Genomic DNA, 22,289 nt, shown 5'->3' on the forward strand with positions numbered 1-22,289 from the left:
GCACCCGGTGCCCGGAACCGTCATGCACCGAGCGCCACCCCGGGTTCGCAGATGTCAGAGACCACCATCGGTGTGGGTCATTGTGCCCATGAAATCAAGGAGAGCGTATGAACGAAAAGATCAAGGTCGTTGGCTCCATTGTGGAGCTTGACGGCGACGAAATGACCCGCATCATCTGGCAGTTCATCAAAGACCGCCTGATCCTTCCGTATCTGGATGTGGACCTGAAATACTTCGACCTGTCCATCCAGAATCGTGACGCGACCGATGACCAGGTCACCATCGACGCCGCGAACGCGATCAAGAGGTACAACGTGGGCATCAAATGCGCCACCATCACCCCGGACGAGGCCCGGGTCAAAGAATTCGGCCTGAAGAAGATGTGGGTCTCCCCGAACGGAACCGTCCGCAACATCCTGGGCGGGGTCGTCTTCCGCGAGCCGATCATCATCTCCAACATCCCGCGCCTGGTCCCAGGCTGGAACAAGCCGATCATCATCGGACGCCACGCCTTCGGCGACCAGTACCGCGCCACCAACTTCAAGGTCCCGGGGGCCGGAACGCTAACCCTGACGTTCACGCCCTCCGACGGCGGCGAAGAGATCAAGCAGACGGTGGTCACCTACCCCGACGGGGGAGGGGTGGCGATGGGCATGTACAACTTCAATGACTCCATCCGCGACTTCGCCCGAGCTTCCTTCGCCTACGGGCTGCAGCGGAACTACCCGGTGTACCTCTCCACCAAGAACACGATCCTGAAGGCCTACGACGGCCAGTTCAAGGATCTGTTCCAGGAAGTGTTCGACGCCGAGTTCAAGGATCTGTTCGAAGCCGCCGGGCTCAGCTACGAACACCGCCTGATCGATGACATGGTCGCGTCGGCGATGAAGTGGGAAGGCGGCTACGTCTGGGCCTGCAAGAACTACGACGGCGACGTCCAGTCGGACACGATCGCCCAGGGCTACGGCTCGCTTGGTCTGATGACCTCCGTGCTGATGACCCCGGACGGCAAGACCGTCGAGGCCGAAGCCGCACACGGTACCGTGACGCGCCACTACCGCCAGCACCAACAGGGCAAGCCGACCTCCACCAACCCGATCGCCTCGATCTTCGCCTGGACCCGCGGCATCATGCACCGCGGTAAACTGGACAACACCCCTGTTGTCATTGACTTTGCCATCACTCTCGAGGATGTCGTCATCAAGACGGTCGAAGCCGGTCAGATGACCAAGGACCTGGCGCTTCTGGTGGGCCCGGACCAGGAATGGCTGAGCACCGAGGAATTCCTCGCTGCACTGGACGAGCACCTGAAGGCACGGCTGGGCTAGCCCATCTCCATGCGCCCGTTGACGTTACGTGGGCGACAGTTACCCGGTGTTACGTGCTCACAGTTCGCGCTTACGTTGGCCAAACTTTGAACTTCACCCGTGCCGCGGAGAGTCTGTACATTTCGCAGCAGGGCATCAGCCGGAGCATTGCTGAGCTGGAGCGGGACGTTGGAGTCGCCCTGCTGGAACGGACGACGCGCAACGTGGCACTCACGGAGGCAGGTGAAGAGTTCCTGCCTGCAACCCGACGTCATGGCGGGGAGGGCCGCTAACTGCATGACCTGACGCTGGCCGGTCCCGGTTCGCTGCTTCTTGGGTCTGGGGGAGAACCTGGTGGCTGTTTGTCCGGCCAAAGGGGGTGTGTACAGGGTGCGCACCCTTGTTCGGGTCATGACCTTGCTCATCGGCGACGCGCCCTTTGCCTGTTTCTGCTGACAAGCGTTCTGCAGCCACGAGGTCTGGGTGACATGACTTTCCGGCTGGTTCTTACGTCCTTTTTCTTGCGCGTCTGGCCGGCCCGGCGGTCCGTGCGGTTACGGCGTGGCCCTGAACGCGTAGTTGGACGCGTACCGCACCACCTGGTTGCTATCGCCGCTGTCCAGCACCTTGGACCCCGAGGTTGATGCATCGAGGACAACGGTATGCACCGTGATGGCTGACACGGTGTTGTTGGTGGCGATGTAGTTGTTGTTTCCGGAAGCCACCAGGATGATGGTGGGTGTCTGCCCCGACGGGGTGACGGACCCGGAGGCAACGTCGTAGCTGAAGTGGTTTCCTGCGACGGTGTTGTTGCTGCCCGCTATGTGTACCAGGCCGAAGAGATCGTCCAGCCCGTTGTTGTACGGCTTGAGGGGATCGAACGGTTCCATCTGGCGCAGGAAGTGGTTGGCCCCAATGAGGTTTTCCGCGCAGCTTCCTTCAAAATTCACCATGCCTGGGTAGAAGGCATGGAAACGGTTGGACGTGATCGAGGAGCGCGTGCAGTCCTTGAAGTGCACGCTGCTCTTGCCCCTCGGGAAGACGTTGTTGCCCGTGACCAGCAGGCCCATGTGTCCCTCGGCGAAGATCGAGAAGCCCACGTAGCCGGCGCCAATGAGGTTGTCCGTGACTTTCGAGGCCTGGCCCGATCCGGTCAGCTCCACGCATGATCCGCATTCGGCCAGGAAGTTGCTGCTGACGCTCAGGGCGTCCGTATCCCTCACCACAAGGCCGTGCTCGAGATACACCATTCCCATGCCTTCGACCCGGCAGGAATCGTTGGCGGAGTCGAAGAGGATGCCCGTCTTGCCGTTGACGTAGGAGTTCTGGTTGCTCCCGCAGGAGACACCGTCCAGGCAGAAGTTCTCGAACACCACCGCGCTGAGCCGTGGAATGCCTGTTCGGTACACGCGGAAAGCCTCGGTGTTTCCGTCGGTGTTTTCCACTCGGACGCGGCTGCCGCCTGGATTGATCTCGTGCCAGCCGGAGGTGCTGCTGTTGTAGCGAATGCTGAGAGATGTGAAGCCATGGCCCGAACCGCGGATGGTCAGGAAGCTGATGTCCACGTTGACCCGGGTCTTCAGGGAGTAGTCTCCCGGCGGGATGTAGATGACGGCGCCGGGCTTGGATGCCTGACTGGTCTGCTGCCTCTTGATGTCAGCGATGATGCTGTTGATGATGAGCCCGATGTCGTTGCACGGGGTAGCCGTGGGATTCCCTGGCACGCTCCAGGTGGTGACGTCGTAGACGGTGGTCAAAGCTGGTTCTCCTCACATCGTTGGGGGACTGAACGTTTGGGTGCTTCTAGAGGACACCGATCAGGTGACGGTGCCCCAACGGCCGCTGGCCGGCGTCAGGCGTTGCGGCCATCTGTGTGGGTGCTGCGGTGGCGGGGCTGCCGGTGGATGCCATGGCAAAGGCGGTGCCTGCTACTGCTACGGACACCGTGAAGGCCCGCAGCACGCTCCTGCGGCTGACGTCCGGGATGGGTTTCATCTGTTCTCCTTTGAATTGGTGACGAGAGGACCCTAGGGTCCCCAACCGGGCGTGCGAAGGTTGGAAAAGGGCCCGAACGCCAGGGTGGTCTTCGGGGCGCACAATATGCGGCATTTTGCCAAAATCTGCCAAAACGATTTGCCCATCGGCTGTGGGCTACGGTATGGCGGCTGCCATAGCGTCGACAAGGGTCCGCGGGATTTCGATGTGATGCTTGACACGCATCCGTCGCGGCCCCTAATGTGATGCCAAGTCGATTTGGCAAAACGGTTTTTCACTGCGACTTGAAGTTTCCCAGCTCCACCCCAACCGTAGATTCCGTTCAAAAGAAAGGGAGTCGACAGCGATGTCCTCTCGAACCACGATTTCCCGGATCGCCGCCCTTGGCGGGCTGTCCACCGCGGTGCTTCTGGCAGCAACCGCCTGCGGGGCAGGGGGCCCGGCTGCGACGTCGGGTAGCGCCGCGAGCACCGTCAACGTCCTCGTCGAGGCCGGTGGCCACGCCGAACTGACAGGCGTCGCCGAACAGTGCACGAAAGATACAGGCATCAACGTCAACTTCGTCGAACTTCCTTACGACGGCATGTTCAACAGGCTCTCCAGCGAGTTCTCCTCCGGCAACGTCTCCTTCGACGTAGCCGCGCTGGACTCCGTCTGGCTTCCCAGCTTCAAGGACGCCGTCCAGCCAATCGACGAGCTCTTCACCGACGAGGCGAAGAAGGACATCTTCCCCGCGCTCGTGAAGGAAGCGAACGTGGACGGGCACTTTATCGGCATGCCGGCCTGGACCAACTCCGAAATCATCTTGTACCGCAAGGACCTCTTCGAGGACGCCAAGAACAAGACCGACTTCAAGGCCAAGTTCGGTTACGACCTCGCCGCTCCGACTACGTGGAAGCAATACCAGGACATCTCCGAATTCTTCACCAAGGACGGCATGTACGGCACAGACGTGAAGGGCGGCGTCGAAACCGAATGGCTGGCCCATGTCCTCCAGGCCGGTTCCCCGATGGTCCTCGATGCGAACAACAACGTTGTGATCGACAACGCCGCGCACAAGGACGCGCTCGACTTCTACACCAGCCTCGTCAAGTCCGCCCCTCCCGGCGCCGCTCAGGTCGACTGGGCAGCAGCGCAGAACCTGTTCAACCAGGGCAAGACCGCAATGACCCGGTTCTGGGCCCACGCCTACCGCCAGATCCCCAAGGATTCCCCGGTCGCGGGCAAGGTCGGCGCCGCTCCGATGATCGGCGGCTCCGCCGGTGTTGCCGGTGTTCCCGGCCCCTGGTACCTCTCTGTGCCCAAGGCAACCAAGAACAGCGACGCTGCCAAGAAGTTCGTCAAGTGCGCCTATGACCATAACGACCTGGGCATCGAATCCAGCCTCGGCCTGGCCTCCCGCATCTCGGCCTTCGAGAAGTACCAGGACAAGCCCGGCTACGAGAGCTTCAAGCCGCTTATCGAGACCCTCAAGGGCCAGGCAACGGCCACGCGCCCTGCCACTGCCAAATGGCAGCAGATAGTGGACACCGTCTTGGTTCCCATGCTGCAAAAGGCCGTAGCCGGCGGCGACTCCGCAACTCTCCTGGCCGACGCGAAAAAGCAGATCCAGGACCTCCTCAAGTAAGACTCCGCGGCCGGCACCGAAACACTAGTGCCGGCCGCGGCCCCAACCATCGGAAGAGAAAACCGTGCGTATCTCCGATCGCCGCTTCGCCCTGTACCTCATGGCGCCGGCGGCCCTGTTCCTGACAGTATTTGTGGCCTACCCGCTGTTCCGCCTCGTGGCAGACAGCCTCTTCAAGATCTCCCCGATCGCCGGGGGCCCCCGCGACTTCGTCGGCCTGGACAACTACATCCGCGCCTTCGCCTCCGAAGCATTCATGGGCGCCGGCTGGCGCACCCTGGCCTACACCCTCGTGGTGGTCGCCCTTGAGTTCGCCCTCGGGCTGGGAATGGCCCTTCTGTTCACGGCCCTTGGCCGGAAATCCGAGGTCTGGCGGACGGTGTTCCTTTACCCGCTGATGATCGCGCCCATCGTCGCCGGCCTGCTGTGGAAATTCCTGATGATCGACAACTTCGGGCTCATCGGCACCCTCCTGCACCAGGCGGGAATCCTGCAGAACGCCAACCAGATCGGCTGGCTCTCCAACCCGGACATCGTGCTGTTTTCCGTGGCCGTCCCGGATATCTGGCTTACCACCTCCTTCATGTGCCTCATCCTCTTCGCCGGCCTCCAGAACATCCCCGGCGACCTCATCGAGGCGGCCCGGCTCGACGGCGCCAAGGCCCCAACCCTGCTCTGCAGCATCATCCTGCCGCTCCTGCGCCCAGTCATCGCAGTGGCATTGGTTGTGCGCGGCATCGACGCAGCCAGGGCCTTTGACACCATCCTGATCCAGACCAACGGCGGCCCGCAGTCCGCCTCCGAAACCATGAGCCTGCTGATCTACCGCACCATGATCCGCTTCGGCGATCCGGGACTGGCCAGCGCCATGGGCACCATCTACTTGCTGGCCATGCTCGGCGTCGCGTTCTTCGCCGTCGCGACCATCTGGCGCCCAGGGAAGGACAACTGATGAGCACCGCCGACAACCCCATCAACGACCGTTTTGCCGCTGAGGCGGTGGCCTACCGCCCCCGGCCCGCAGGCGCCGTCTCGGCCATCCCGGCCACCGGCACCAAGGCGTCCGGTGCCACTGCCGGTGCTGCCCCCACCGGAGCCCTGACGGTCGAGCCGGCGACGCCCACTTCGGCAGTCTCGGGCACGGGTCGTCCCCGCCGTAGAAATCACCACGCCGAAGGCCTGGAAGCCGGCAGACGCAGCACCCGCACCCTGCTGTGGATCATCCTTGCAGCGGCGATGGTCCTCTACGGATTCCCGTTCCTCTACCTGCTGTTCACTTCCTTCAAGGCGCCGATCGACACCATCGCGGTGCCGCCCACCATCCTTCCCAAGGAATGGACGCTGGAGAACTACACCAACGCCCTGGGCCGCAGCGGAGTTCTGGCCTCGTTCATCAACAGCGCCCAGACCGCCATCATCAGCACCCTGCTGTCCCTGGTCTTGGCGGTTCCCGCGGCGTACGGGATCACCCGCTACAAGACACCGAGTGGCCGGGTGTTCATCATGGCCGCACTGGTCACCCGGATGGTCCCGCCGGTCGCCATCGGCATCCCGTTGGCATCGATGATGTCCTCTGCGGGACTCGCGGACACCCCGATCGCGCTGTCCATCGCGCACACCACCATCTCGCTGCCACTGTCCATCTGGCTCATGTCCAGCTTCTTCGAGGCAGTTCCCAATGACCTTGAAGAGGCGGCCACAGTGGACGGGTGCAGCAGGCTCGGCGCCCTCTGGCGGGTGGTCATCCCGGTGGTCTCCGGCGGCATCGCAGTCACCGCGATCTTCGCCTTCCTGGCCTCCTGGAACGAGTTCCTCTTCGCCCTCCTGATGACCGCGGTCCGTTCCCAGACCACCCCCGTGGTTATCGCGAATTTCCAGACCCAGTTCGGACTCGACTGGGGATCCATGACGGCGCTGGCCGCCGTCTACTCGATTCCGGTCATCCTCCTCACACTTCTCCTGCAGCGCAAGATCGTCGCAGGCATGACGCTCGGCGCCGTCAAGGGCTGAGAAACCACAGCACAAAGGGAAGAACCTATGTCAAGCAACAACTGCTACGACGTGACTACGTGGCCCGTCGGCAATCCGTCCGAGGACGTCGGTGAAGTAATCAACAGCATCATCGCTGACATCAAAGACCGGCAGACGGTCACCGATGCGAATAACGGAGGAAAGCCAGGGGCGGTGATCTACATTCCGCCCGGGGACTACCACCTTCGTACGCAGGTGGTGATCGACGTCAGCTTCCTCAGGATCCATGGGTCGGGACACGGCTTTACGTCGTCGAGCATCCGGTTCAACGTTCCCGAAGACGAATGGCCCGACTTGCATGAGCTGTGGCCCGGAGGGAGTCGCATTCTCGTCGACATTCCCCTCGGCGGAGACGGGGAGGAATCCAAGGGAGCCGCCTTCTACGTTGAGCGAAGCGGGAGTCCGCGGATCAGCTCGGTCGAGTTCTCCAACTTCTGCATCGACGGGTTGCACTTCAACTCGGACGGCTCGGGGATGCATCCGGAGAACACCTACGTCAACGGCAAGACCGGTATCTATGTCGCGAACGCCAATGACTCATTCCGCGTAACCGGCATGGGGTTCGTCTACCTTGAAAACGCCCTCACCATCTACAACGCGGACGCGCTTTCCGTTCACGACAACTTCATCGCTGAATGCGGAAGCTGCATCGAGCTGCGCGGGTGGGGACAGGCATCAAAGATCACCGACAACCTGGTCGGAGCAGGCTTCAAGGGTCACTCGATCTACGCCGAGAACCACGGCGGACTCCTGATAACCGCGAACAACGTCTTCCCCCGCGGGGCGAGCAGCGTCCATCTCAACGGCGTCACGCGTTCAAGCATCACCAACAACCGTTTGCATTCGTTCTACCCTGGGATGCTGATTCTCGAAGCGAATAGTTCGGAAAACCTCGTGGCCACGAACCACTTCCTGCGTGACCATGAGCCCTGGACGCCCTTCCTGGGAGTCGACAACGGACTGAATGACCTCAACGGACTTCTCTGTGTCAGCGGCAGCAACAACTCTGTCGTCGGCAACCACTTCTCCCAGATCATCGACTCACAGAGCATCAGGCCGACAGGTGCGACGCCTGTCATCATCCGGCTGATGGCGGGGGTTGGCAACTTCGTCTCCAACAACCACGTGGTGGCGATGGACGTTCACTCCAAGTCAAGTGACTCCTGCTTCTCGGCTCAGGTGGACGCTCTGTTGACGACCGAGGCTTCGGACGGCCTCGCCGTTACGGCCRTCATGGTCGATTCCGAATCAGCGCGGAATACGATCCTTGATTCCGGAAGTGACGCCCAAGTTATCGCAGACAGGGCTGTTAACGCTTTTAGGGCCACACCCACGATCGGTTTCGAGGCGGCACATGCACTTGTGGACCAGTATCCGGCTCAGGCCCGGCGAGACCCCCGGGGATCGCCATCCGGCCCCTGGGACGAATAAAACGCACTAAGCAATTACCCGGACGTAGAATCAGCATCAACATAAGGACGTGGGAGACAAATGAACAAGTCGGTTGGCATCAAGGACGTGGCAGCCGCAGCCGGCGTCTCTGTCACGACGGTCTCCCACGTCCTCAATGACGTTGCCTACGCCCGGGTGGGGGTGGAGACGAGGGAACGGGTCCACGAAGCGGCCCAACGGCTGGGTTACGGGCCCAACCGGCTCGCCCAGGCCCTGCGCACCCAACGCTCCGGGATGATCGGGTTCATCAGCGAGGAAATCGCCACCACCCCCCACGCAGGCAGGATCATCCTCGGGGCCGAGGAAACGGCGCGGGCCCGCGGATACAACATCATGATCATCAACTCCACCAGCACCAGCACCCAGGATTCCAGGGAAAGTGATGTGGCGGATCTGCTGGACCGGCAGGTAGACGGCATTCTGTACGCCACGATGTATCACCGCAAACTGGCCGTCCCCAAGAACCTCGTCGGACTCCCGGCAGTCCTGGTGGACTCCGAAGACATCAGCCAAACTGTTTCCTCCGTTATCCCCGACGAAATCGGCGGTGCACGGTCAGCCGTGCAAACCCTGATCGACGCCGGGCACACCCGGATCGGCATGCTCAACAACACCGACGACGTGCCAGCAACTCACTCCCGGCTCAGGGCCTTCAAGGACACGCTGGCAGATGCCGGGCTGCCGTTCCAGGAAGAACTGGTCCAGTCCGAGCACTCGGAAGTTTCCGGGGGTTACCAGGCGGCGCTGCGCCTCCTGAAACCCCCGAACCGGCCCACGGCCGTGTTCTGCTACAACGACCGCATGGCCATGGGGGCGTACCGGGCCGCCGGTGAACTTGGTCTTAGGATTCCGGACGACATTTCCTTCGTCGGTTTCGACAACCAACAACTCATCGCCGAAAACCTCTACCCCGCACTGACAACTGTCGCCCTGCCCCACTACGAAATGGGCGCATGGGCAACCGAAAACCTGATCGACGCCATCGAGGGAAAAACCGACCTGCACCTGTTCGCCGCTCACCCGACCACTCTTCCCTGTCCCATGGTCCTTCGCGATTCCGTCGCCTCCCCAAAACATACGGACGCTGCCAGCAGAGCGGCACCGGACTCGTCTACACACGCCAACACCTGACCTCGAGCGCGTCCAGTAAAAGACGCGCACAACCCTCCAAGGACCTCAAATGCACAGCACCCCAGTTCCCCCCTGCCCTGAAACGGATGTCGTCGTCGTCGGCGAGGCCATAATCGACATCATTGACACCGCCGCAGGGCCCATTGAGTTTCCAGGCGGATCGGGTATGAACGTCGCGTTCGGACTCGGTCGGCTAGGCGTCAGCACCGCATTCCTCACCGCGCTGGGCAGAGATGAACGCAGCAAGAGCATCCAACGGCACCTGGCCACCGCAGGAGTACGCCTGCTTCCGGGAGCCGAACACCTCAACCGCACATCCACTGCCCGGGCGCTTCTGGACAGCAGTGGTTCCGCAGAGTACGAATTCGACTTCGAATGGAACCTCCCCCAAATCAGCCCCACGTTCCTCCCGAAGGTGCTGCACACGGGGTCACTGGCCTCCTTCATGGAACCCGGAGCAACCCAAGTCCGGTCCTTGCTGGAACTGTTCTCCCGCCGCTGCTTGATCACGTACGACCCCAACATCCGCCCGACACTGCTCCACAGCCACGCTGAAGCGCTCAGGACCTTCGAACACACAGTTGCCCTGGCTACCGTCGTGAAGCTCAGTACGGACGATGCCCAGTGGCTCTACCCCGGCACGTCCCCTCACGACATCGCGCGGCGGCTGCTTGATCTCGGGACAGAACTGGCAATCATCACGGATGGCGCATCCGGATCCTATCTGCGGTCGAATGCCGCCGAGATCGAAGTGCCGGCATCGCCAGTGGTCGTCAAAGACACTGTCGGCGCAGGCGACTCTTACATGTCATCGCTTATCGAGGGCCTCATCGAGGACCCCGAGGACGATTTCGGCTACGGCAAACTCACCCGCCTGGGAACAGCCGCCTCGCTCGCTGCGGCCATAACCGTCGGACGGCACGGAGCGAACCCGCCAACACGGGCAGAACTGATCCGATCCCTGGAACTGGCCCAAACTTCCCGAAAGAACTCCGATGACTGAAACAACAACGCACCCTGCCGGCCCCGCCGAAGACACCGCCCCCAACATCCGGCCGATACTTCACTACACAGCCAAGAACACGTGGCTGAACGACCCCAACGGACTGGTGTGGCACCAGGGCGTCTACCATCTCTTCTACCAAAACAACCCCTTCGACAACGTCTGGGGCAACATGTCCTGGGGACACGCCACCTCAACCGACCTTCTGCACTGGACCGAACACCCGGTTGCCATCGCCTGCGACGAGGAAGAGGACGTCTTTTCCGGCAGCATCGTGGTGGACCACGGCAATACCTCGGGATTCGGCACGGTGGAAGATCCGGCCCTCGTGGCCATCTACACGAGCGCCTTCAAGGACGGCTCGGCGCACCAGGGGACACAAGCCCAGTCTCTCGCGTTCTCCACGGACGCCGGCCTGACGTGGAGCAAATACGCAGGCAACCCGGTGCTTGGCCGCGGCTCGGCCCATTTCCGGGATCCCAAGGTGTTCCGCTACGAGGGACTGGCCGGTTCCTGCTGGGTCATGGTGGCGGTGGAGGCCCAGCACCAGCAGGTTGTGCTGTACCGCTCGGCCAACCTCAAGGACTGGGAATACCTGAGCACCTTCGGTCCTGCAAACGCCACAGGAGGCGAATGGGAATGCCCCGACCTGTTCCCGCTCCCCGTCGACGGAGACCCGGACAACGTCAAGTGGGTCCTGGTGGTCAATATCAACCCGGGTGCCGTGGCCGGCGGCTCCGGAGGGCAGTACTTCGTCGGCGACTTCGATGGGGTGCAGTTCACCGCCGACTCTGATTCACTCGTTCCAGCGGATGCCGACGGGACCACGGATCTCAGACACTGCCTGTGGCTCGACTGGGGACGTGACTACTATGCCGCTGTCTCCTTCAGCAACGCCCCGGAGAACCGCCGCATCATGATCGGCTGGATGAACAACTGGGACTATGCCAACTCTTTGCCCACGTCCCCGTGGCGCTCCGCGATGTCGCTTGCCCGCGAGGTCGAGCTCGCGACGGTGGACGGCTTGCCGCGCCTGGTGCAGCGCCCGGTGCTGCCGTTGGACTCTGGCGAGCCGACCCGCACCATCCAGGACCTGGAACTTCACGACTCCCCGGTGCAACTGCCCGACGCGGCGCCCGGATCAGCCCAGCTGATCGAGGCCGAGATCCTGCCCGGCACGGCCCGGACCGTTGCTTTCAGGCTTCTCGGCGGATCGGGCGGGAGCGCCGCAACGGTTCTCAGCTTCGATGCCGCTACGAGCCGGCTCACGCTGGATCGCCGCAACTCCGGAAACACCGCCTTCCACGGAAAGTTCGCCTCGGCGGAGTCAGCGCCCATGAAGCTCGACGACGGTGTACTAAGGCTCAGCGTCGTCGTCGACCAGTGCTCGGTGGAGGTCTTCGCCCAAGACGGCAGGGTCGTCCTCAGCGATCTGGTCTTCCCCCTGTCCGGGAACCTGGGCACCGACGTGTGCGTGGAGGGCGGCACGGCCATTGTTCGGAGACTGGCCGTCACGGCCTTGTCCTAATGACAGCCCCGCACTGCAGTGCACTGGTTCGCCACTGAGGACCGAGGACCAGAACTCCGCAAGTGCGGCCGGGCTTTGGCAATCCACTGCGACCTCATCTACTCGTCCAATCATTTTCTGCGCCTACTGTTGCCCTGGAAAGTCCGGTGCCGAGGGCATGGGGACGTCCCCACCCCCACCCCGGAGAGGTGCTTCCACAGGCCGGCCTTCGTCTGATTTTTCGGCGGGTTGGCAGTGTCTGATAGACGCTGCCAATGGACTCAACGCCCGCGTAGCGTGGTGGATGTGGACAGAAAAGTGGAAATCCGTAAGTTCCTGATCTCAATGTGGCAAAAAGGAGGTGTGTACAAAGTACACACTTTGGGTGTCGGATCGGGTCGTACAGCGGTCGGATCGGGCCGGATTCCGCACGTTTCCGCGGGAGTCCAGTGTTTGCCAGGGAGGGAATGCAGTTCGAGTCCCACCTCGGGCACAGCATTCCCCTCGTCAGAGGGGTTTTTGCTTTAACGTGTGTACGTCGACCGGAGTGGGTCCCTCTGACGCTTGTTGCGGTCTGGTGCCTGGCCGCCGCGGTGACCTGTTCGGTTGTGTGGGTTGGGGGCGGGTTCAGGGCCGTGGCTAACGGGCCCTCCGCCTGCGGGGATCTGGGGTCATCCGGGTCTCCTTTCTGGCTGGTTGTGCTGGGCGTGGTTGGTCCTGTACCTATTCATGTCGCGGGGTCCTGCTGACGACATGACCTGCAGGGATTTCTTGAAGATTTTTTCTCCGGACGCCTTGTTTACCGGCGGCGTGGGGGAGAGCTGGCCGCCTCGACCTCCCATAACGGAAGATCCGGGGACGCCGGGGCATAAGGGTGCCACAGGCGTGCGCGGTCCCGCCGGATCAGGCCCATCTGCGCCGAACCCTGCGTCATCGGGCCAGAACCCCGTGGCGGGAGCACTCCGCGCTCCAGCCCGTCGGTGTGACCTGGACCTTCATCCGCCGCCCGCAGGCGGCGCAATAACGCGGGGGTTCCAGTACCAGGAGTTCCCGGCAGGGAAGGTGAGGGTCCGCCGGCGGCCGGGAGCCGCCGTCGTCCGGCTCGCCGCAGTGGCCGCAAAAGTTAGGGGTGGAGTCGGTGGTTGAGCTCGCTGCATCGCCGGTGGTTGAGCTCGTCGAAGCCCGGTTCATAGTGTCTTCTGGAGTTCCTTGATGGGCATGTTCAGCTCGACCAGCAGGTTCAGGTCAGCGTCCGCGGGACGGCCCAAGGTGGTGAGGTAGTTGCCGACGATGACGGCGTTGATGCCGCCCATGAGGCCTTCGCGGGTGCCGAGGTCCCCGAGGGTCAGTTCCCGGCCGCCGGCGTAGCGCAGCACGGTGCGGGGCATCGCCAGGCGGAACGCGGCGATCGCCCGGAGGGCGTCCTTGCCGTCCATGATGCCCTGGTTTTCCAGCGGTGTCCCGGGCCGGGGGTTCAGGAAGTTCAGCGGGACCTCGTGCGGTTCCAGGGCTGCCAGCTGGGCGGCGAGTTCTGCGCGCTGCTCGATGGATTCGCCCATTCCAATGAGGGCACCGCAGCACAGTTCCATCCCGGCGGCCTTGACCATGTTGCAGGTCTCAAGCCGTTCTTCGTAGCTGTGGGTGGTGACTACCTCGGGGAAGTAGCTGCGTGCGGTTTCGAGGTTGTGGTTGTAGCGGTGCACGCCCCATTCTTTGAGCTGGTCGACCTGGCGCTGGGTGAGCATGCCCAGCGAGCAGGCGATGTTGATCTCCACTTCTTCGTTGATGCGGTCGATTGCGAATTTGATCTGGTTCATCAGTTTGATGTCGGGTCCGCGGACCGCCGCCACGATGCAGAACTCGGTGGCTCCGGTGGCGGCCGTTTCCTTGGCCGCCTTGACCAGTTCCGGGATGTCCAGCCACACGCCGCGTACGGGGGAGTCGAACAGGCCGGACTGGCTGCAGAAGTGGCAGTCCTCGGGACAGCCGCCGGTCTTGATGGAGACGATGCCCTCAACCTCCACGTCCTCGCCGCAATGCCTGAGCCTGACCTCATGGGCCAGCTGCAGCGCCGCCGGAAGGGCAACATCGGGCAGTCGCAAAACCTCCACCAGCTGCTCCTGCGTCAGCCCGCGTCCTTCCTCGAGGACCTGCCGGCGGGCGGTTTCGAGAGTCTCATACCCGGTGGTCGCCGGATCTTCCTGCATCGTCATTGATAGTCCTTTGCGCTGATTAGCTGCGGATATTCCTCCAAGCAGACGCTAGTTTTCCAATGGCGGCAGGATTTTGTCGGGTGTCTACAAGCAGGCGGCTGCCGGATTGGTCCCGATCGTATATTTCATAAGTCGGCGTGCACCCGTGGGTTTGTTCCGACCCCAGACAGCTTGAGGAGCTCTTGCGCTTCATTCGTGACGGTGACACCCTGGGCGTGCACAGCATGGACCGGCTCGCCCGGAACCTGGACGACCTGCGGTCCCTGGTGCAGAAGCTCACCCGGAAGGGTGTCAGGATCGAGTTTCTCAAGGAAAACCTGACTTTCACGGGGGAGGATTCGCCCCTGGCAAACCTGATGCTTTCGGCGTCGTGGGAGCCTTCGCCGAATTGGAACGTGCCCACAGCTACCGGGCCGGGATCCTGCGGGATTTCGTCGTCGAGTAGTTTCAGCTTCAATGAGTACATGCCGCCCGTCTGGTCTTTGCGCCCAAGCCTTCCCTCTGACGCTTCATGGATTGCCGAGCTCCGCGCTCAAGTCATGCGTCCCGATCTCGAGCGGCTCGGACGCTGGGATCCGGTGCACGTCAGAGAGCGCTTCGTCACGGGTTTTCACCCAGCGCACACGTTTGTTATCGAAGTTGAGGCCTCCGCGGTGGGTGTCATTGCTGTCCGCCCCGAATCGGATGAGAAATGGATTGAACACTTCTATCTAGCTCCGGAGTACCAAGGGCAGGGTCTGGGGGGCGCTGTGCTGCGCCATGTATTGATGGCGCAGCACGATCATCGGCCTTTCCGGCTAAATGTCCTCCAAGGCAGCCCGGCGAGACGTCTCTACGAACGCAACGGATTCGTCCACGAGCACGAGGATTCGATCGATGTCTTCCTCGTCGCCGAAACGGACCAGAAGTTTGTACCCGGGACAACCTGTTCCCTCTGAACGTTCGCCAAAGGCGACAGTAGCTGCGAGGCTCCCGGGTCCTGCTGGTAATCGTAAATCGCGACTTGGATGGCCGACTTGGAAGAAAGGGCGGACGGCCTTTGGCCACGGTTCGACCTCATAGAAGTCGTGCAGTAGGGCGCGGCAATCCGTCAACGAGTAGCAAATAGGTGCTCGGCGACTCGACCGAACGCGAGAACGAAAAATTCCGGAAGCCAGCCATCGAAGCGGTGATGGACCGCGCCTCGCTAAACGCCAGCTCGAAGGCATGTTCTTGACCGGGGCTGACAGGCAAAAGCGCGTGTTCTGTAATCACTGGGCGAGTCTCCGACACAGGAACCCCAGGCGCGCCTGCCCGTGCTCCGCAGGATTCCGAAACGGAACGGGAAGCCGGTATTTCTGCTGCGCTTCACCCGCCAACGAAGTTAACGGTCACGCCAGCATTTGTAGGGGACTTGGCTCGGCGGGGAGCGGCCCAACGGCGGCGTGGGGGACCGTCTTACAGCGCGTTGCGGTCTTGTTTCGCGCGGGCGCGGTGATTGCGGACGGTGTCACGGTTTGCGCAGCGCACGGAGCAGTAGCGCTGGCGACCGTTGCGCGTGACATCGACCACGACCGCCCTGCAGGGATCACCTGATGACATCCCGGCGGCGCACCGGCTGAGCCTATGTGCGCCGCGAGTGCTCAGGTGCAGTGCAGTTCCGACACTGATCACGGCGAGCAATACCTGTGGAAGAGCCTGGTCGAGGTCGCGGTAGTGAAGATGCCATCCTTCACCGTCGTGATCGGTGAGGCGCGGATAGGCGGCGGCAGCAGCCATCTGGGCGTTCAACAGTGCAGCCCTGTTCCGTGGATCGCGTTCATCGACGACTGAGAGCCACGCGTCAAGGACGGCGCGGGTTTGCTCATGATCGTCTCCGGCGGAGAGCCTGTAGTCCATCGTCATACCGAACTCCCGAGTCCGCTGCACGAGGCCGTCCCTATCGGCTGGCCAATCGTTGGCCAACGAGGCGGCAAGGAGTACCGCGTACTCACCGTAAGGGTTGAGATGCATAAGGGTATTACATCATTGTTGGAGTCATGATGATTTTTCCTTGGGCTGCCGATTCGCAGACGCGATATATGTATCCAGCGGGCAGGACGGTGCGCGCGTGATCGCGGCCACGGACCTCGGATCGGGGGTTTCGATGGCCGCGGCAAGCGGGATGGCTCTAACGGCACTGGGCATGGTTCTCACGCCGGGTCCGAACATGGTCTACCTGGTTTCGCGCAGTGTGAGTCAAGGGCCAGTGGCTGGAATGATTTCGCTCGCAGGTACCTGTGCTGGCTTCCTCGTCTACATGACGATGGCGAACCTCGGGCTCGCGTTGGTGTTCGTAGCGGTGCCGTGGCTCTACGCCGGAATGAAAGCCGCGGGAGTCCTCTACTTGGCCTACCTCGCGTGGCAGGCACTCAAGCCCGGCGGTCGCGGCGTCTTCGACGTTCGCGCCCTCTCTCGCGATTCGGCACGCAAGCTCTTCCGCATGGGCCTCCTCACGAACCTTCTGAACCCAAAAACAGCCGTGATGTACCTTGCGCTCATTCCGCAGTTCATCGATACGGGCCGTGGAGGAACAACTGTCCAGGGCTTTTCCCTCGGAGCGATCCAGATCGCGGTGAGCATACTCGTGAACGCACTGATCGTCCTCGGTGCCGGGTCGATCTCTGCATTCCTCTCCGGCCGGCCGAACTGGACGAAGTGGCAGCGGCGCGTCACCGGTTCGGCGCTCGGCCTGGTAGCGGTCCTCCTCGCGCGGGAAGTACCAGAAAAAGCAGGCGTATAGCGATTCTGAGGATGAGAGCTGGCCGGGACCGCGTGCCCACACCGGCCGGCGCGGCCGGCCTTAGCGTGTGCCGCCTATGGGGCTGTAGCCCTAGGCATCCGGATATTCGACCGGAGAATCCCAGCATGACTGACCGCTGCGCCCTCCGCCCATAGAATCACGCAGCATCCGAAGGTACTGTCGGCTGGTTACGAATGCCTGACCTCCCTGTCCCTGAAAGCGTCCGCTCAGGATTCCCCAAACGCGACAGCAGCACCGCACCGCGGTATGGAGTCCCGCACGGCTCAAGCGATTTCGACGGCTTGTCCGTGCACGATGATCCCGCCGGACGGTGGAATATCAATGGTGAGTCTGCTCGGGCGGCCGACGTGGCTGCCTTGGTGCACCACGACGCGGCTTGGCGGTTCCACGAGGGAGAGCAGGCGGAGGTATCCGCCGAAGGCAGCGGCAGCCGAGCCGGTCGCCGGATCTTCGGTGATGGCGCCCACCGGGAAGAGGTTGCGTGAGTCGAATTCGTCCGGCCCCATCCCGTAGAGCGTCGTGACGGTGCCGGCCCAGTTCTGGGCGTCCATCAGCGTGCGCATGGGATCGGGGTCGAAAACGAACGAGTCAAAAGTCTTTCGTTCCGCGAAGACGAGAATGGGGTGCCAGTTTCCGGCAAAAGCGATCATCGGAGGGTACCCGGGGTGCAGCTCGTCCCGGTCCACGCCGAGCAACCCGAGCAGAGTGCTCAGGACGCCATCGGGGAACTCGGCCACTCGCGGCTCCACGCTCGTGAAGCTTGCCGTCACCGCTGCGACCTGGCCCGCAGTCTCGATAACGACGGGCCCCACCGGGGTCTCGAAAACAAAGGTCCCCGCGCCATCTCGCCCTGACAGCGCGACGGCCAAAGCAATTGTGGCATGGCCGCAAAACGGCACCTCGGCGATCGGGGAGAAGTACCGAACACGGTTCCGGCGGGGGTCTCCGTCAACCGTCGCCTCGGTGATAAAGACCGTTTCCGCATACCCGACGTCGGCCGCGATGGCCTGCATCCGGGCGTCGTCGAGGCGGGTTGCGTCCAGGACTACTCCCGCTGGATTTCCGCCGTCGGGGGTGGTGGTAAAGGCGGCGTAACGAAGTACGTCGGGTGTCTGATTCATTGCTACATCCTCGGTGGGTTGTGAAGATACGGGCGTGGCGAAGACCAACAGGGCGAAGCGAAATGCGGCTAGTAGCACTAGTCCCGTACGGCTCTGCCGGCCATGGCGAGGGAGATGTTTCGGGGGAGGCGCTGGGCGATGCCGGCCAGCAGGCGATTTCCCAAGCCTGAGACGACGCTTACGGGTGTAGTGCGGCGATCGAGAGCGCGCAGGGCAGTGTCGATGACCTCGCTGGCGCCCTGCAGCCGGCCGACCGCTGCGGCCTGGCTCCCGAGTACATCGAAGAACTCGGTGCGGGTAGCCCCCGGGCAGAGCGCGAGCACGCGAAGGCCGGATTCCTTCGTCTCATGTGCCACGGCTTCGGTGAAGCTCAGGACGAATGCCTTGGTTGCTCCGTAAACCGCCATCCCAGGTACCGGCTGAAAAGCTGCGGTACTGGCCACGTTGATGAGTGCGCCCCTCCCGGCGGCGAGCATCTCGGGAAGGAATGCCCGCGTGGTCTCAACGAGAGAGGCCACGTTGAGGGAGATCTCCGAGGCGATGACCGCGGGGTCTTCCTTGACCAAAGGGCCGCTCGTGGCGAAGCCCGCGTTGTTGATCAGGGTGTCGATGCGGATGGCCCGGCCGGCGAGCTCCTCGCGGAGTTCCGCTCCGGCTCCCGCACGGCTTAGGTCCTTCGAGAGCGTAGTCACTGAAATGCCGCCCGAGTCGCGCAGCTTCCGGGCGAGATCCTCAAGCCTGTCGGTCCGCCGTGCGACCAGCACAAGGTTGGCCCCGCGCGCTGCAAATCGTGCGGCAAACTCCGCGCCGAGCCCGGAGCTCGCTCCAGTGATGAGTGCCGTGGTTCCGCTGTAGCTCATGGTCATGTCGAATCCATTCCGTGTGGCGGCCACTCTATGTAGCCAATGCCTACATAGTAGACAGTGGCACCATTGTAGTCAATGACTACTTTGCGGCTATACTGATCACATGACCGATCAGCCCTACCATCACGGCAAGCTCCGCGAGGCGTTGCTCGCCCGTGCAAGGGAAGTCATCGAAGAAGCAGGAGTCGAGGGACTTTCCCTACGGCAGCTCGCGCGTGACCTGGGTGTGAGCCACGCGGCACCCGGCAAGCATTTCCGTGACAAGCAGGCGCTTCTCGATGCCCTCGCCCTTGACGGTTTCCGCAGCATGAATGCGAGGATCACAGGAGCGTCCGAAGCCGCCGGAGACCATCGGTCACGCTTTGTCCGGATCGCCAGGGCCTATGTGGACTTCGCGGTCGCCCATCCGGTCCTGTTGGCCGTGATGCACTCCACCAAGCACCATCCTGATGCCAGCGATGAACTGCGCAGCATCGGTGAAGACGGCATAACGGTCGCCAGGGCGATCATCGCTGAAGCCCAGGAGGCCGGGGAGCTCGCGCCAGGGGACCGCCAGTTGCTCGCTCTCGTCTGCTTCGTGAGCCTGCACGGAGCCGCTGTGCTGGCGGCGGGCAACCTCTTGGATGGAACTTCTATCGGCGCCCTGACGGTTGCCACAACAGACCTGTTGTGGGCGGGAATGGTCGCAGGTATTCCCGCACCCCAGGGAGCCTCGGGAATCGGCCCATGAGCCGCTCTCTTAGATGAACTCGGCGTCATAAACCCCCGTTGAGCCCGAACCAGCCGTCAGGCATCCTTCGTTCAACGCAACGGATTCGAAAACAACGCCTATTGACGTTCTCCAGAAGGCCTCCCTGTGCGTGGAGGTTTGTCGGCCTGCGGTCCAGCGGGGCACCAGCAGTCGCGGCACGGAATGTCAGAAGTCCTCTGCACTCTGAACTGGTCATCGTGACGTTAGCCGAATGTCTGGTGGCCCGGTTCCATGATCCGGTTCAGCTGTCGTCGGGCCGCGCGTTGCAGCACCAGCACGGTCCTGGGATGAAGCTGTTCCGTCAGTTGGCTGCGCTGCGGTGGCTTCGGTAGATTCTTAGCCCGTCACTCTGGAGAAAGATGGCGCGTTCGTTGCCGCCCGCCAGATGGAGCCAAAGCACGCTGGCGTCAGCTGCCAGCATGTCGATGCGCCCGGTAGCGATGACTTCCCCGTGTTGGTGGATTTGCACGTAGTCGGCCCGTGAGAGCTTGGACCGGTTGGCAATGGGGGCGGGTTTCCGGTTTTCTGTATGAGATCCGGACGATCGGGGCGTCATGGCTTGTCCTTGGGTTGGGGCGACTGCGGTGTCGGAATCGTTTGAGCGTCGGGGGAGGTGGCAGGGCGGCGTTTCCGCCACCCTGCCTCCTCCTTATGGGCTCTCTTCCCACGCCCGACTATCGGGCTGCCTGTTGCGATGGAGTGCGGGAAGAGCGCCCATCTGTGCCGGGCATTGGGCCGGCAGTCGGTGGTGATGGTCCGCTCGGGAGACCCGTTTTGGTCCGGAACATCAGGGCAAATCTCCCGGGGAGCTTTCGCCGTCAAGAGCCGGCTCTCCCTCAGTCCCCGTCACTGCGACGAGCGTCGGAGCGAGTGAGGCCGGCGGTGGCCAGCCCGGGTTTTTGAGGAGAAGTGCAGTGGATCCGTGCCCTACGCCAGGACGCCCGCCCGCCGCCCAAAGACGCACCCGGCAGCAAGTCCGGTGCCTCCCGGGTAGTTGACGCTGAATAGTCCGCCGAGCATTTCACCTGCCACGAACAGGCCTTCGATGTGCTTGCCCTCTGCGTCCAGGACGCGGCCGTGGGTGTCGGATTTGATGCCACCGAAGGTGAACGTGATTCCGCAGGTGACGCCGTAGGCGTAGAAGGGGCCGGTTTCGATCGGGGCGGCCCAGTTGCTCTTGACCGGTTCGGTTGCGGCCTTCCGGCCATCCTTAACGTTGGGGTCGAACGGGGTGGAGCGCTCGATCGAGCTGTTGAAGTCCGTCACGGTTTTGGACAAGCTTTCCGGGTCTATGCCGATTTTGACGGCCAGGTCCTCGAGGGTGTCGGCGACCTCGACAGAGATGCCGGGCATCTCGTATTCTTCGCTGCGCAGCATGGGCCGAAGGCCGGCGTCAAAGATCTGGTACGCAACCGAGCCGGGCTGCTTGAGGATTTCCTTGCCGTACTTGGCGTAGGTGTAGTTCCGGAAGTCGGCACCTTCGTCCAGGAAACGCTTGCCGTCGGTGTTGACGATGATTCCAAACGGGTAGCTTTGCCGGGTGAGGCGGTTGGTGAGTTGGCGGTTGCTTTCGTTGGTGGCGGTAAAGGCATCCCACTGGACGCTGTGGCAGCTGCCCCAGTCTCCGCCCTTGGTGGCGCCGATCTCCAACGCTGCGGCGATCATGTCGCCGGTGTTATAGGGAGTGCCGCGTACCTTCGCGTTTTCCCAGCCTTCGCCCAAGTACTCCCGCCGCCGCTTCGGGTCCGCCTCGAAGCCTCCGGCGGCGAGGATCACGGATTCTGCCCTCAGGCGCAGCTCCCCTTCAGCGGTGTTGACGACGACGCCGGCTACACGGCCGTTCTCAACGATCAGGCTTTGTGCCGCGTGGCCGTACCTGATTTCGATGCCCAGCTCTGCAGCGACCCGGGTGTGGTCTTCGATCAGGCCTTCGCCGCCGCCCACGTTTCCCACGTGCAGGCCGCCCCAGAAGAGGTAGGACCCGTCGGCACGCTCGAAGGCCTGACGCTCGTACATCAGGCGGTACTTCAGGCCCAGGCTGTTGAGCCACCGAAGGGTGGACTGGCTCTCGGCAATGAGGACTTCCGTCAGTGCCGGGTCGTTCCGGCCTTCGGTGACCTTTTCCAGGTCAGACGCGTATTCCTCAGCGCTGTAGGGCGGAACGACGGTCCGGCTGTGCCGTTCGTCCGGTTCCACGAGCCCCTGGAGGTCGTCCAGGCCGTTGTGGACGATGCGGGTGGCGCCGGCGGTGTAGAAGCTGTTGCCGCCGGCCATGTCTTTAGTGCCCTTTTCGAGCAGGATGACTTTTCGTCCGCGGACGGCAGCGGCGTGGGCCGCCGTGAATCCGGCATTTCCGCCGCCGACGACGATCACGTCGGCCTTGGTGAGGTTTCCCGCTGCAGGTTCGTTCTGATCAGCCATTGTTTTCCGTCTCCTTCATGTTGAATTCATAAGTATTCGACTGTATACACAGTCGGACAGGGGTGATTTGGGGGTAGAGGCG

At 62.6% G+C, this 22,289-nt stretch carries 22 protein-coding genes and 1 pseudogene; 13 read left to right on the forward strand and 10 right to left on the reverse strand.

The features are described from left to right. The first annotated feature begins 107 nt into the window (after positions 1-107). Together AC1DZV_RS00695 and AC1DZV_RS00700 are read left to right on the forward strand one after the other, a co-directional pair. Positions 108-1,328, forward strand: a complete 1,221-nt coding sequence (locus tag AC1DZV_RS00695) for an NADP-dependent isocitrate dehydrogenase (RefSeq protein WP_476951319.1) — start codon at positions 108-110, stop codon at positions 1,326-1,328. 86 nt (positions 1,329-1,414) lie between these two features. After that, on the forward strand, positions 1,415-1,600 hold the full coding sequence (locus AC1DZV_RS00700; protein ID WP_476952689.1) for a LysR family transcriptional regulator: 186 nt from the start codon (positions 1,415-1,417) through the stop codon (positions 1,598-1,600). A gap of 261 nt (positions 1,601-1,861) precedes the next feature. Here AC1DZV_RS00700 and AC1DZV_RS00705 read toward each other — a convergent pair whose 3' ends face one another. Further along, a complete protein-coding gene (locus AC1DZV_RS00705) occupies positions 1,862-3,064 on the reverse strand; it encodes a NosD domain-containing protein (protein ID WP_476952690.1) in 1,203 nt (400 codons plus the stop codon). A gap of 46 nt (positions 3,065-3,110) precedes the next feature. Next, complete coding sequence (locus AC1DZV_RS00710; protein ID WP_243178504.1) at positions 3,111-3,302, reverse strand: hypothetical protein; 192 nt, start codon at positions 3,300-3,302, stop codon at positions 3,111-3,113. Between the two features lie 346 nt (positions 3,303-3,648). On the opposite strand from AC1DZV_RS00710, the gene AC1DZV_RS00715 reads away from it, so the two are divergent. From AC1DZV_RS00715 to AC1DZV_RS00745, 7 genes are all read left to right on the forward strand, one after another. Then, on the forward strand, positions 3,649-4,929 hold the full coding sequence (locus AC1DZV_RS00715; protein ID WP_476952691.1) for an ABC transporter substrate-binding protein: 1,281 nt from the start codon (positions 3,649-3,651) through the stop codon (positions 4,927-4,929). A gap of 64 nt (positions 4,930-4,993) precedes the next feature. Beyond that, entirely contained in the window at positions 4,994-5,881 is an 888-nt protein-coding gene (locus tag AC1DZV_RS00720) for a carbohydrate ABC transporter permease (protein WP_476952692.1), read from the forward strand. 227 nt (positions 5,882-6,108) lie between these two features. Beyond that, entirely contained in the window at positions 6,109-6,939 is an 831-nt protein-coding gene (locus AC1DZV_RS00725) for a carbohydrate ABC transporter permease (protein ID WP_308197232.1), read from the forward strand. Positions 6,940-6,966: 27 nt separating this feature from the next. Beyond that, complete coding sequence (locus AC1DZV_RS00730; protein WP_476952693.1) at positions 6,967-8,391, forward strand: right-handed parallel beta-helix repeat-containing protein; 1,425 nt, start codon at positions 6,967-6,969, stop codon at positions 8,389-8,391. Positions 8,392-8,451: 60 nt separating this feature from the next. Further along, positions 8,452-9,543 carry a LacI family DNA-binding transcriptional regulator gene (locus tag AC1DZV_RS00735; RefSeq protein WP_476952694.1) on the forward strand — a complete coding sequence of 364 codons (1,092 nt, stop codon included), beginning with the start codon at positions 8,452-8,454 and terminating at the stop codon, positions 9,541-9,543. A gap of 49 nt (positions 9,544-9,592) precedes the next feature. Then, positions 9,593-10,546: a carbohydrate kinase family protein gene (locus AC1DZV_RS00740; protein ID WP_476952695.1), complete on the forward strand. Its 954-nt coding sequence runs from the start codon at positions 9,593-9,595 to the stop codon at positions 10,544-10,546. After that, positions 10,539-12,074 (forward strand): glycoside hydrolase family 32 protein, encoded by a 1,536-nt coding sequence (locus AC1DZV_RS00745; RefSeq protein ID WP_476952696.1) that lies wholly within the window; start codon positions 10,539-10,541, stop codon positions 12,072-12,074. The genes AC1DZV_RS00740 and AC1DZV_RS00745 overlap by 8 nt, the downstream gene beginning before the upstream one ends. Before the next feature lie 909 nt (positions 12,075-12,983). Here AC1DZV_RS00745 and bsaP read toward each other — a convergent pair. Then, a complete protein-coding gene (bsaP, locus tag AC1DZV_RS00750) occupies positions 12,984-13,244 on the reverse strand; it encodes a biotin synthase auxiliary protein BsaP (protein ID WP_476952697.1) in 261 nt (86 codons plus the stop codon). Next, positions 13,241-14,266, reverse strand: coding sequence for a biotin synthase BioB (gene bioB / locus AC1DZV_RS00755; protein ID WP_476952698.1), 1,026 nt, complete (start codon positions 14,264-14,266; stop codon positions 13,241-13,243). Before bioB ends, bsaP begins: the two co-directional genes overlap by 4 nt. A gap of 167 nt (positions 14,267-14,433) precedes the next feature. Between bioB and AC1DZV_RS00760 the strand changes: the two are divergent. Then, positions 14,434-14,666: pseudogene (locus AC1DZV_RS00760) on the forward strand (recombinase family protein); the annotation flags it as partial. After that, positions 14,662-15,204: a GNAT family N-acetyltransferase gene (locus AC1DZV_RS00765; RefSeq protein WP_476952699.1), complete on the forward strand. Its 543-nt coding sequence runs from the start codon at positions 14,662-14,664 to the stop codon at positions 15,202-15,204. The pseudogene AC1DZV_RS00760 and the gene AC1DZV_RS00765, both read left to right, overlap by 5 nt. Positions 15,205-15,322: 118 nt before the next feature. Here the strand turns inward: AC1DZV_RS00765 and AC1DZV_RS00770 are convergent, their stop codons facing one another. Both AC1DZV_RS00770 and AC1DZV_RS00775 read right to left on the reverse strand, forming a co-directional pair. Beyond that, complete coding sequence (locus AC1DZV_RS00770; RefSeq protein WP_343213050.1) at positions 15,323-15,538, reverse strand: antibiotic biosynthesis monooxygenase family protein; 216 nt, start codon at positions 15,536-15,538, stop codon at positions 15,323-15,325. 165 nt (positions 15,539-15,703) lie between these two features. Then, positions 15,704-16,258: a CGNR zinc finger domain-containing protein gene (locus tag AC1DZV_RS00775; RefSeq protein WP_476951305.1), complete on the reverse strand. Its 555-nt coding sequence runs from the start codon at positions 16,256-16,258 to the stop codon at positions 15,704-15,706. A 97-nt stretch (positions 16,259-16,355) separates the two neighbouring features. Between AC1DZV_RS00775 and AC1DZV_RS00780 the strand changes: the two genes are divergently transcribed. Continuing rightward, the gene (locus AC1DZV_RS00780) at positions 16,356-17,027 is read left to right on the forward strand and encodes a LysE family translocator (protein ID WP_476951304.1); all 672 of its coding nucleotides are present in this window, start codon (positions 16,356-16,358) and stop codon (positions 17,025-17,027) included. Between the two features lie 284 nt (positions 17,028-17,311). Here the strand turns inward: AC1DZV_RS00780 and AC1DZV_RS00785 are convergent, their stop codons facing one another. Together AC1DZV_RS00785 and AC1DZV_RS00790 are read right to left on the reverse strand one after the other, a co-directional pair. Beyond that, on the reverse strand, positions 17,312-18,169 hold the full coding sequence (locus tag AC1DZV_RS00785; protein ID WP_476952700.1) for a PhzF family phenazine biosynthesis protein: 858 nt from the start codon (positions 18,167-18,169) through the stop codon (positions 17,312-17,314). A gap of 77 nt (positions 18,170-18,246) precedes the next feature. Continuing rightward, a complete protein-coding gene (locus AC1DZV_RS00790; protein ID WP_476951302.1) occupies positions 18,247-19,035 on the reverse strand; it encodes an SDR family NAD(P)-dependent oxidoreductase in 789 nt (262 codons plus the stop codon). A gap of 103 nt (positions 19,036-19,138) precedes the next feature. On the opposite strand from AC1DZV_RS00790, the gene AC1DZV_RS00795 reads away from it, so the two are divergent. Next, positions 19,139-19,765, forward strand: coding sequence for a TetR/AcrR family transcriptional regulator (locus AC1DZV_RS00795; RefSeq protein ID WP_476952701.1), 627 nt, complete (start codon positions 19,139-19,141; stop codon positions 19,763-19,765). A gap of 322 nt (positions 19,766-20,087) precedes the next feature. On the opposite strand, the gene AC1DZV_RS00800 is transcribed toward AC1DZV_RS00795, so the two are convergent. Both AC1DZV_RS00800 and tcuA read right to left on the reverse strand, forming a co-directional pair. Further along, positions 20,088-20,342, reverse strand: a complete 255-nt coding sequence (locus AC1DZV_RS00800; RefSeq protein ID WP_476952702.1) for a hypothetical protein — start codon at positions 20,340-20,342, stop codon at positions 20,088-20,090. Between the two features lie 371 nt (positions 20,343-20,713). Beyond that, positions 20,714-22,207 (reverse strand): FAD-dependent tricarballylate dehydrogenase TcuA, encoded by a 1,494-nt coding sequence (gene tcuA, locus AC1DZV_RS00805; RefSeq protein ID WP_476952703.1) that lies wholly within the window; start codon positions 22,205-22,207, stop codon positions 20,714-20,716. Between the last annotated feature and the right edge of the window lie 82 nt (positions 22,208-22,289).

The sequence above is a fragment of the Arthrobacter sp. P1_D12 genome, assembly GCF_056406175.1.

What these genes read in the sequence shown, in the direction of transcription:
- AC1DZV_RS00695 (WP_476951319.1), top strand. Translation starts at nt 108, where the DNA reads ATGAACGAAAAGATCAAGGTCGTTGGCTCCATTGTGGAGCTTGACGGC.
- AC1DZV_RS00710 (WP_243178504.1), bottom strand. Translation starts at nt 3,302, where the DNA reads ATGAAACCCATCCCGGACGTCAGCCGCAGGAGCGTGCTGCGGGCCTTC.
- AC1DZV_RS00715 (WP_476952691.1), top strand. Translation starts at nt 3,649, where the DNA reads ATGTCCTCTCGAACCACGATTTCCCGGATCGCCGCCCTTGGCGGGCTG.
- AC1DZV_RS00735 (WP_476952694.1), top strand. Translation starts at nt 8,452, where the DNA reads ATGAACAAGTCGGTTGGCATCAAGGACGTGGCAGCCGCAGCCGGCGTC.
- AC1DZV_RS00740 (WP_476952695.1), top strand. Translation starts at nt 9,593, where the DNA reads ATGCACAGCACCCCAGTTCCCCCCTGCCCTGAAACGGATGTCGTCGTC.
- AC1DZV_RS00745 (WP_476952696.1), top strand. Translation starts at nt 10,539, where the DNA reads ATGACTGAAACAACAACGCACCCTGCCGGCCCCGCCGAAGACACCGCC.
- bsaP (WP_476952697.1), bottom strand. Translation starts at nt 13,244, where the DNA reads ATGAACCGGGCTTCGACGAGCTCAACCACCGGCGATGCAGCGAGCTCA.
- bioB (WP_476952698.1), bottom strand. Translation starts at nt 14,266, where the DNA reads ATGACGATGCAGGAAGATCCGGCGACCACCGGGTATGAGACTCTCGAA.
- AC1DZV_RS00775 (WP_476951305.1), bottom strand. Translation starts at nt 16,258, where the DNA reads ATGCATCTCAACCCTTACGGTGAGTACGCGGTACTCCTTGCCGCCTCG.
- AC1DZV_RS00785 (WP_476952700.1), bottom strand. Translation starts at nt 18,169, where the DNA reads ATGAATCAGACACCCGACGTACTTCGTTACGCCGCCTTTACCACCACC.
- AC1DZV_RS00790 (WP_476951302.1), bottom strand. Translation starts at nt 19,035, where the DNA reads ATGACCATGAGCTACAGCGGAACCACGGCACTCATCACTGGAGCGAGC.
- AC1DZV_RS00795 (WP_476952701.1), top strand. Translation starts at nt 19,139, where the DNA reads ATGACCGATCAGCCCTACCATCACGGCAAGCTCCGCGAGGCGTTGCTC.
- AC1DZV_RS00800 (WP_476952702.1), bottom strand. Translation starts at nt 20,342, where the DNA reads ATGACGCCCCGATCGTCCGGATCTCATACAGAAAACCGGAAACCCGCC.
- tcuA (WP_476952703.1), bottom strand. Translation starts at nt 22,207, where the DNA reads ATGGCTGATCAGAACGAACCTGCAGCGGGAAACCTCACCAAGGCCGAC.